Source organism: Microcoleus sp. FACHB-831 (assembly GCF_014695585.1).
In the GTDB taxonomy this organism is placed as follows: Bacteria; Cyanobacteriota; Cyanobacteriia; order Cyanobacteriales; family FACHB-T130; genus FACHB-831.
The window spans coordinates 169,382-179,801 of record NZ_JACJON010000028.1; the positions used below are offsets into that span (position 1 = coordinate 169,382).

The following is a 10,420-nucleotide window of genomic DNA, read 5'->3' on the forward strand; positions in this document are numbered from 1 at the left end:
CGAGCGAGCGCCCCCAGCAGACATGGAAACATTAAAATACATTAAGTATCCCGAACCTTCTACTGCCGCTCCTGGCTGTACGATACATAACCTATGACCTCAGTTCCCGTCTCTCGTATTCGCAATTTTTCCATCATCGCCCACATCGACCACGGAAAATCGACTCTGGCAGACCGACTGTTGCAGACAACGGGCACGGTCACTGCCCGGGAGATGAAGGAACAGTTCCTGGACAACATGGATTTGGAACGGGAGCGCGGCATCACCATCAAGCTGCAAGCAGCTCGGATGAACTATACAGCCAAAGATGGAGAACAATACGTTCTCAATCTAATTGATACGCCGGGGCACGTAGATTTCTCTTATGAGGTGTCGCGCAGTCTCGTCGCTTGTGAAGGTGCGCTCCTAGTTGTAGACGCTTCCCAAGGAGTCGAAGCCCAGACCCTTGCCAACGTCTATCTTGCTCTAGAACACAATCTGGAAATTATCCCAGTTTTAAACAAGATTGACCTGCCCGGTGCTGAACCAGAGCGGGTGAAACAAGAAATCGAAGAAATTATCGGCCTAGATTGCAGCGGTGCAATTATGGCTTCTGCTAAAGAAGGAATTGGCATTGACGAAATTCTAGAATCAATTGTGCATCTAGTACCACCGCCTGCCGATACTGTGTCTGAACGGCTGCGGGCGTTAATTTTTGATAGCTACTACGACAGCTATCGGGGTGTAATTGTATACTTCCGAGTAGTAGATGGTACGGTAAAAAAAGGCGATCGCATTCGTCTGATGGCATCGGGTAAAGAATACGAAATTGACGAACTTGGCATCCTTTCCCCTAACCAAATACAAGTAAACGAACTCCACGCCGGAGAAGTGGGATACCTGGGAGCCGCCATCAAAGCCGTCGAAGACGCCAGGGTAGGAGACACAATTACCCTCTCTACTGCCCCTGCTGCCGCTGCCTTACCAGGTTACGCTCAAGCCAAGCCGATGGTCTTCTGCGGAATGTTTCCCATTGATGCAGACCAGTTTCCAGATTTGCGCGAAGCCCTAGATAAACTAAAGCTAAATGATGCGGCTCTCTCCTACGAACCGGAAACCTCTAGCGCTATGGGTTTTGGCTTCCGTTGCGGCTTCTTGGGCTTGCTGCACATGGAAATTGTCCAAGAACGGCTAGAGCGAGAATATAACCTGGATTTGATTATTACGGCTCCTTCAGTGGTTTACCAAGTAACAACCAACAAGGGAGAGGTGTTATTAATCGACAATCCCAGTACGTTACCGTCGCCCAACGAACGGGAAAAAATCGAAGAGCCATATGTCAAAGTGGACATGATTACCCCCGAAGAGTACGTGGGTACTTTGATGGAACTGTCTCAAAATCGGCGTGGCGTCTTCAAGGATATGAAGTATCTTGCCCAAGGGCGGACAACACTAACTTATGAGTTGCCCTTAGCAGAGGTAGTTACAGACTTTTTTGACCAGATGAAGTCGCGAACGCGGGGATATGCCAGCATGGAATATCAAATCATCGGCTACCGCGAAAATCCCTTAGTCAAGTTGGATATTATGATCAACAGCGATCCTGTTGATGCTTTGGCAATGATCGTCCATCGGGACAAAGCCTATAACGTAGGGCGGGCGATGGCTGAGAAGTTGAAAGAACTTATCCCGCGCCATCAGTTTAAGGTACCGATTCAAGCCACAATCGGCTCTAAAGTGATCGCCAGCGAACACATCCCGGCATTAAGGAAAGACGTGCTGGCAAAATGTTACGGCGGTGACATTAGTCGTAAGAAAAAGCTGCTACAGAAACAGGCAAAGGGTAAAAAGCGGATGAAAGCAGTTGGGACAGTTGACGTGCCGCAAGAGGCATTTATGGCAGTTTTGCGACTGGATAAGGAGTAAACAACCTGGCGATCGCAGACGAGCATCGCGAGTAACCGTTTTTAGCGGATCGCGATCGCTCCTGCATAGTGTAAGCTTGGTTGCTAACCTGAAGATGTGGACACCTAAACAGTCCGACGGTTAATCTTAAATGGCGATTCAACAAGGCGAGTAAGTTACCGATGCGAATCTTGGTTACAGGTGGTGCGGGTTTCGTTGGTTCCCATCTTATAGATCGCTTGATGGAACAAGGTCATGAAGTTGTCTGCTTAGATAACTTCTACACCGGAACTAAGCGCAACATCCTGCAATGGTTAGATAACCCCTACTTCGAGATGATCCGCCACGACATCACCGAACCAATTCGGATAGAGGTGGATCAAATTTATCATCTAGCATGCCCTGCTTCCCCAGTTCACTATCAGTTCAACCCCGTCAAAACTGTCAAAACCAGCATGATGGGGACGCTGAATATGCTGGGTTTAGCCAAGCGCGTTAAAGCACGATTTTTGCTAGCATCTACGTCTGAAGTTTACGGCGATCCAGATGTTCATCCCCAAACAGAAGAGTATCGGGGCAATGTCAACCCTATTGGGATCAGAGCATGTTACGACGAAGGGAAGCGTATTGCTGAAACTTTATCGTTTGACTATCATCGCCAAAATGGTGTGGATATTCGCGTAGCTCGAATTTTTAACACCTTTGGCCCCAGGATGTTAGAAAATGACGGTCGAGTTGTGAGCAATTTTATAGCTCAATCTCTCAGAGGAGTACCGCTGACCGTCTATGGGGATGGTTCGCAAACCCGCAGTTTCTGCTACGTTTCCGACCTGGTGGAAGGTCTGATGCGGTTAATGAACGGCGAGCATACAGGCCCGATAAATTTAGGCAATCCAGGCGAATACACCATATTAGAACTGGCTCAGAAAATACAAGGGATGGTGAATCCAGAGGCGGAAATTATATTTAAACCCCTGCCTCAAGATGACCCCAAGCAACGCCAGCCAGATATTACCCGCGCTAAAACATACTTGGGTTGGGAACCTAGCGTACCTCTGGAACAAGGGTTGAAACTGACGATACAGGATTTCAGCGATCGCATATCTTCGGCCACATAGTTAGAATTCCATCAACTACGGGAACAATAAAACAGGGAACGGTTAGGGATAACCCCTAGCCTCCAGCATCTTAAGACTAACTGCTAACCCTAAATTTTGAGGATCTCCCCCTTATGCGCGTTTGTGTTATTGGTACCGGATACGTTGGCTTGGTTACAGGTGCTTGTCTTGCCCATATCGGGCATCACGTTATCTGCGTGGACAACAACGAAGAAAAAATAAAGTTAATGAAGGCTGGTCAGTCCCCAATCTTTGAACCAGGACTGTCAGATATCATGCAAGCTGCTTATCAAAGCGGCAACCTTGAATTCACAACTGATTTAGGCGCTGGCGTCGAACACGGAGAAATCTTATTCATCGCTGTGGGGACGCCTCCTTTGCCTACTGGTGAAAGCGATACCCGCTACGTCGAGGCTGTTGCTAGGGGAATTGGTGCCCATCTTACTGATGGGTATAAGGTGATTGTGAATAAATCAACCGTGCCCATTGGTTCGGGTGACTGGGTGCGGATGATCGTGATGGATGGAATTGCAGAACGCCAAAAAGTTCTCGTGGGAGCAGGTGGCGTCGTAAGCGAGGAGACTGTCGCCAAGATTGCTGCTGAGTTTGATGTTGTCAGCAATCCTGAGTTCTTGCGCGAAGGTTCAGCAGTCTACGACACCTTTAACCCAGATCGTATCGTGTTGGGCAGCAACAACCCGAAAGGGATCGCGATGATGAAGGAACTCTACACCCCCATCGTTGAGCGCAAGTTTGCCGAAGACCAGTCTTTACCACAAGTCCCTGTATTGGTTACAGATATCAACTCGGCGGAGATGATCAAGTACGCCGCCAACGCCTTCCTAGCTACTAAGATTAGCTTTATTAATGAAGTAGCGAATATATGCGATCGCGTTGGTGCTGATGTCACCCAAGTTGCTAAAGGCATTGGCTTGGATTCCCGCATTGGCAACAAGTTTTTGCAAGCTGGCATTGGCTGGGGTGGCTCGTGTTTCCCCAAAGATGTCTCAGCCTTAGTTCACACGGCTGACGACTATAACTATGATGCTCAATTGCTTAAAGCCGCAGTGAGCGTCAACCAACGCCAGCGCCTGATTGCCTTGGAAAAACTCCAACAGGTACTCAAAATCCTCAAGGGCAAAACTGTTGGACTGCTGGGTTTAACTTTCAAACCCGATACCGATGATATGCGCGATGCACCTTCGCTCAACCTCATCGAGAACCTCAACCGACTGGGTGCAAAAGTTAAAGCCTACGACCCAATTGTTTCTTCTACTGGTATGCGTCACGGTCTGACTGGCGTGTTTGTGGAAACCGACCCAGAACGGCTGGCTGATGGCTGCGATGCTTTGGTAGTGGTTACAGAATGGCAGCAGTTCCGCACTTTAGACTATCCCAAGATGGCTAAGTTGATGAACAATCCTGTCGTCATCGATGGTCGCAACTTCTTGGATAAAAAAGAGCTAGAAAATGCTGGTTTCCATTATGTGGGAATAGGCCACTAAATAGTTTTGACTAGCAAAAAAGGGTGGGCAATGCCCACCTTTTTTATTTATTAGCTAGGTGTTCGTAATTCCTCCGCACACCCATAATTTCCGTTTCCATATTCGTAATTAATAATTTTATAGATATCGTTTTTATTCTAATCAGCTCTTGATAAAAAGCAGCTAGAAAAAGCTGGCTTCCATTATGCGGTCATAGGTAACTAAATAATTTGACTAAAAAAAAGTTGGCAGCGTCCATATTTTTTATTTGTTAGCTAGATATTTATAATTACTCCGGATAACCATATATTTCCTTTATAATGTGTAAATTAATTAATAAGTTTGTAGATATCTGTTTTTCTACTTAGCATTATACTTACCGTGTTATCACTGAGGAAAACGTAGTTATTACTAGGCAGTTTGAAATAATTCCTTTATTAAAATTAGGAAAATTTGTATGTACTTAGCTTTAAGCAGAAGCAGCCTGCTGCTAGGCAGCGTTTTCGTGGTGCAAGCTCTGACCTATGCGATCGCCAGCGCCCAATCTATCACCCCAGCTAACGATGGCACAGGGACGACTGTCACGCCACGAGGCAACACTATTAACATAAACGGCGGCCAACTATCTAGAGATCGCGCCAATCTATTTCACAGTTTCCAGAAATTTGGCTTGAATCCTGGGGAAATTGCCAATTTTCTCTCTAACCCAGCGATAAAGAATATTTTAGGGCGCGTGGAGGGCGGGGATGCATCTATTATTAATGGCTTAATTCAGGTAAGCGGCGGAAATTCTAACTTATTTTTGATGAACCCGGCGGGGATAGTTTTTGGCAGTGGTGCAAGTTTAAACGTTCCCGCGTCATTTACCGCAACAACTGCCAATGCTATTGGATTTGGCAACAACAACTGGTTTAATGCCCTCGGGGGAAATAACTACGCCGCACTCATAGGGAACCCTAACAGCTTTGCCTTCACCAAAGAGAATATAGGAGCGATCGCTAATTCTGGCAATATAGCCGTAAACTCAGGACAAACTATCAGTTTAGTCGGCGGCAGCGTCATCAACACCGGGACATTATCAGCACCGGGGGGCAATATCACCATAACAGCCCTACAGGAGGAGAAATTAGTCAGAATTACTCCAAACGGGAGTCTGCTGAGTTTGGAATTGCCCCTCGACACAAAGACGACAATTAACGCCAAAACCCAAACAATCGCGCCGGCATCATTACCGCAACTCTTGACAGGCGGCACAATTCCAGATGCACTGCAAGTTGTTACCAGTCCTGATGGTAGGGTGCAAGTAGTAGGTAACAACGGCTACGTCGGTAACAAGGGAGAAATTGCCGCATCTTCCAGCAACAACGGCGGAAAAGTTAACATTAACTCTCGCGTGCTGGAAAATCGCGGCAATATCAGTGCAAGTGGCAATACTGGCGGGAATATTAATATCCAGACTCGTAACTTACTGGATGCAGGACAAATTGCGGCTAATGGAACTGGGGGAAATGGCGGCAATATAGCAGTAAACTACAGCGGCACAGCAATCCAAACCGCCAGCGCCACAACCCAGGCAAACGGACAAGTTGGAGGCAATATTACCTTCAACGGTTCGCAAGATACAGTATTAACCACGTCAGGAAGCTTGCAAGCAACAGGAGAAACAGGCGGCAAGATTCGCATATTTGGCGGCGACTTGCGACTCATGGCAGCATCGCTAAATGCTAGCGGTAGTAGTGGGGGCGGGGAAATTCTCGCAGGCGGGGATTATCAAGGACAAACGACAGGGGCGATAAATGCCCAGAACACCTTTGTCAATCATGCCACGACGTTGAATGCCGATGCTCTAGAGAATGGCAACGGCGGGAAAGTGATAGTTTGGTCAGATCAAAGAACAGACTTTTACGGCACTGTTACAGCAAGAGGCGGTAAAGATAGCGGTAACGGTGGCTTTATGGAAGTCTCCGGGAAGAACGATTTAGCGTTTAATGGGATGGCAGATGCCAGCGCTGCAAAAGGAAAAGCCGGGCAGTTGCTACTCGACCCCAAGAGTATCATCATCGATAGCAGTGTAAGTGGCAGTTCGTTTCAACTGCTTGACCCGAACCCTAACATAAATAATTACTTTGGCTATAAGGCGGCGGTGTTGAGTAATGGCAACATAGTCGTGTCTTCCCGGGGTGATAGCTTAATTGCTCAGAATGCTGGGGCGGTATATTTATTTAATCCCACGACTGGGGCCGTCTTGGGGACGATTAATGGTCAAAACAGCGGCGACTATTTTGGCAGCTTCGAGATCGCTGGCTTAAATAACGGTAACTTTGTCTTCGGCAACCCTGTGGCTAGCGCAGGCGGTACATATCGCGGCACGGTGATTCTGGCAAACGGTACGACTGGGGTGGAAATTAACCGCATCAACGGACAAGCTGATTACGACTATTTCGGCAGCTTCGTAATCGCTGCCCTAACTAATGGTAACTTTGTCTTCGGCAACTCTTATGCTCGTGCAGGCGGTACGAGGCGCGGCACGGTGATTCTGGCAAACGGTACGACTGGGGTGGAAATTAACCGCATCAACGGACAAGCTGATGGTGACTGGTTTGGATTTGGTGCGATCGCTGGCTTAACTAACGGTAACTTTGTCTTCGGCAACCCCGATGCTAGTGCAGGCGGTACGCATCGCGGGACGGTGATTCTGGCAAATGGCACGACTGGGGTGGAAATTAACCGCTTCAACGGACAAGCCGATCGCGACAATTTCGGCAACGGCGCGATCGCTGGCTTAACCAACGGTAACTTTGTCTTCGGCAACCCCAGTGCTAGTGCAGGCGGTAGCTATCGCGGGACGGTGATTGTGGCAAACGGCACGACTGGGGTGGAAATTAACCGCTTCAATGGAGAAGCTGATTTCGACTCTTTCGGCTCAGACCAGATCGCCGGCTTAAATAACGGTAACTTTGTCTTCGGCAACCCCTATGCTAGTGCAGGCGGTAGGAGTCGCGGCACGGTGATTGTGGCAAACGGTACTACTGGGGTGGAAATTAACCGCATCAACGGACAAGCTGATGGAGACTCTTTCGGCTCAGGCCAGATCGTCGGCTTAAATAACGGTAACTTTGTCTTCGGCAACTCTGGTGCTAGTGCAGGCGGTTATAGGCGCGGGACGGTGATTCTGGCAAACGGCACGACTGGTGTCGAAATTAATCGCTTCAACGAACAAGCTGATTACCTCCGCTTCGGCATCGGCCAGATCGTTGGCTTAACTAACGGTAACTTTGTCTTCGGCAACCCCCAAGCTAGTGCAGGCGGTACGAATCGCGGGACGGTGATTCTGGCAAACGGCACGACAGGATTGGAAATTAACCGCATCAACGGACAAGCTGATTACGACTATTTCGGCCACGGCGCGATCGTTGGCTTAAATAACGGTAACTTTGTCTTCGGCAACGGCGCGATCGCTGGCTTAAATAACTATAACTTTGTCTTCGGCAACCCTAGTGCTGATGCATTCGGTGACTATCGTGGCACGGTGATTCTGACGAACGGTACGACTGGGGTGGAAATTAACCGCATCAACGGACAAACTTATCGTCACTATTTCGGCAACGGTGGGATCTCTGCCTTAAATAACGGTAATTATCTGATCGCCAGTCCCTCTTTTAACAGCTCTCGGGGGCGGGTAGATATCGCCATTAGCAACCCCTCATCCCTCACTTACGGCTACTTCCCCAGTCAAGACATTACGATCAATCCCAACCTAATTACCAGTATCACCAACATGGGTACTGCTGTTACGTTGCAAGCGAACAACGACATTACGATTAATAGTGTCGTTACTAGCAACAATCCCACCGGAAATGGCGGCGATCTCACTTTGCAAGCAGGGCGCAGTATTCTGGTTAATGCCGACATCACGACAGATAATGGCAATCTCACACTAATAGCCAACGATACTGCTGCGGCGGGTGTCGTTAATGCCTTCCGCGATCCCGGTAATGCTGTTATTACTGTTGCAGCCGGAGTAACTCTTAACTCGGGAACGGGTAATACTACTATCCGCTTGTCTACAGGTGCGGGTTTAACTAACTCGATGAGCGGCGATATTACTCTGGGTAATATCAACGCCGCCAATCTGTTAGTAGAAAACAATGGTTTAAACAGGGGTGCTGTAGTTATTTCTGGTTCTGTGAATGCCAGCAATATAAATTTGACAGGCAATGAAATCGATTTAAATGGTGGTGCTAACTCTGTCAGCGGTAGTACGATTCAACTCCAACCTACTACAGCACAGCAAAATATCCAAATTGGGAATTTAGCTGATTCTGGCGCGGCTACCCTAGACTTAACCACTACAGATTTAGCTGCCTTGAAAGCTGGTTTTAGCCAAGTTGCCATCGGACGCGCTGATGGTAGTGGTACTGTCACCATCAACGATCCAGCTGTATTTAACTCACCTGTAAATATTGCTGGCAGTTCAACTCTTGTAGGTTCTAACAATAACACCACTTGGAACGTTACAGGCAGCAACAAAGGAAACTTAAGCAGCGCGAACCACAGTTTAACTTTCGAGAATGTTGGTAATTTGATTGGCGGTAGCGGAAACGACAGCTTCAAATTCACCGACACTACTGCTTCTATTAGCGGCAACATAGACGGTAAAGAAGGTACAAACAGCCTCGACTACTCTGCTTATTCAGGCGATGCAAGCGTAACATTGGGTACAACTACTCCAGGTCATGCTACAGCAGTTGGCGGTAATATCCTCAACATTCAAGGCGCAGCTGGCAACAGCACATACAATAACACCCTAACTGGGGAAAATGCTGCCAACAATTGGAGTATTACTGGTGCTAACAGCGGCAATATCAACGGTAATGTCACCTTCGAGAATTTCCAAAATCTCACAGGCGGTACGCTCAACGACACGTTTACTCTAAATGGTGGCAGTGTTGCTAAAATCTCCGGCGGTGCTGGCACTACTCCCCAACCAACTGCGATCGCTACTCCTCAATCGCTAGATCCTCCACCTCAAGAGGAAGCTACCCCCAAACCGCAAAAACAGCCTGATTTTGTGTCTGAAAAGGTAATTTTAGCCTGTGTCTCAACTACTGACGCGCCACTCGAAAAATCAAACAAGTCGCCTCATGCGATCGCCTCCGCTGCTGACGTGCGACTCGACAAATTGAACAAGTTGTTGAGCGCGATCGCTGATTTTATGAATAGCAATGGCGGCAGTTTGTCAATTAGTGTTGATGATTTGTTAGCTAATGGTGGTAAAGAGGGGAGTGGTTTGTCTAACAATCAAGACTTGATGAGACAGAATATTCTGGCGCGGGTGAGTGCATCGATAGGCGCGGAATTTACTAGCTTGGTGAAGGTTCGTTTTGCCAATGTCGGAGGTAAAAATATGGCAATTGTCGAGGTGAGCAAGGCACTTAAACCTGCTTTAGTCAAGTGTGATTAATTAGTCTAAATTATGAATGATGAATTATAATTCATCATTCATAATTTAAAGCAATACTTATTAGAGTTTAGTGTCGCGATCGCTATCTTTAAAACCTTGACAAACCGCAACTTATCCGTTGCAGTGATTAGCTCATCTGCATTGATAAATAGTAATTCTATAGATATCGGTTTTATTCTAATTAGCTCTTGGATAAAAAGCAGCTGGAAAAAGCTGGTTTCCATTATGCGATTGTAGGCCACTAAATACTTTTGAGTAGCTAGCATCCCGGCAGTGCCCACATTTTTTATTTATTGGCTAGATATTCGTGATGCATCCGGACACCCATAATTTCCGTTGCAATATGTAATTATAGCGTTTCCCTATCTAATGAGGTACGATTAATAGATAGGTTGTACATTTTCCTTAAAGAGAAATGAAGGCATATTCGCTCGACTTACGGCAAAAAATTATCGATAACTATGTTCAAG

General features: G+C 47.2%; 4 protein-coding genes. All 4 read left to right on the forward strand.

Annotated features, from left to right (window positions below; translation table 11 throughout):
* Positions 1–93 precede the first annotated feature (93 nt).
* Complete coding sequence (gene lepA, locus H6F77_RS05260) at positions 94–1,905, forward strand: translation elongation factor 4 (protein ID WP_190486073.1); 1,812 nt, start codon at positions 94–96, stop codon at positions 1,903–1,905.
* Positions 1,906–2,066: 161 nt separating this feature from the next.
* Positions 2,067–3,002 carry a UDP-glucuronic acid decarboxylase family protein gene (locus tag H6F77_RS05265; RefSeq protein WP_190486074.1) on the forward strand — a complete coding sequence of 312 codons (936 nt, stop codon included), beginning with the start codon at positions 2,067–2,069 and terminating at the stop codon, positions 3,000–3,002.
* 113 nt (positions 3,003–3,115) lie between these two features.
* Positions 3,116–4,507: a UDP-glucose dehydrogenase family protein gene (locus H6F77_RS05270; protein WP_190486077.1), complete on the forward strand. Its 1,392-nt coding sequence runs from the start codon at positions 3,116–3,118 to the stop codon at positions 4,505–4,507.
* 436 nt (positions 4,508–4,943) lie between these two features.
* Positions 4,944–9,950, forward strand: coding sequence for a beta strand repeat-containing protein (locus tag H6F77_RS05275; RefSeq protein ID WP_190486079.1), 5,007 nt, complete (start codon positions 4,944–4,946; stop codon positions 9,948–9,950).
* Positions 9,951–10,420: the final 470 nt, after the last annotated feature.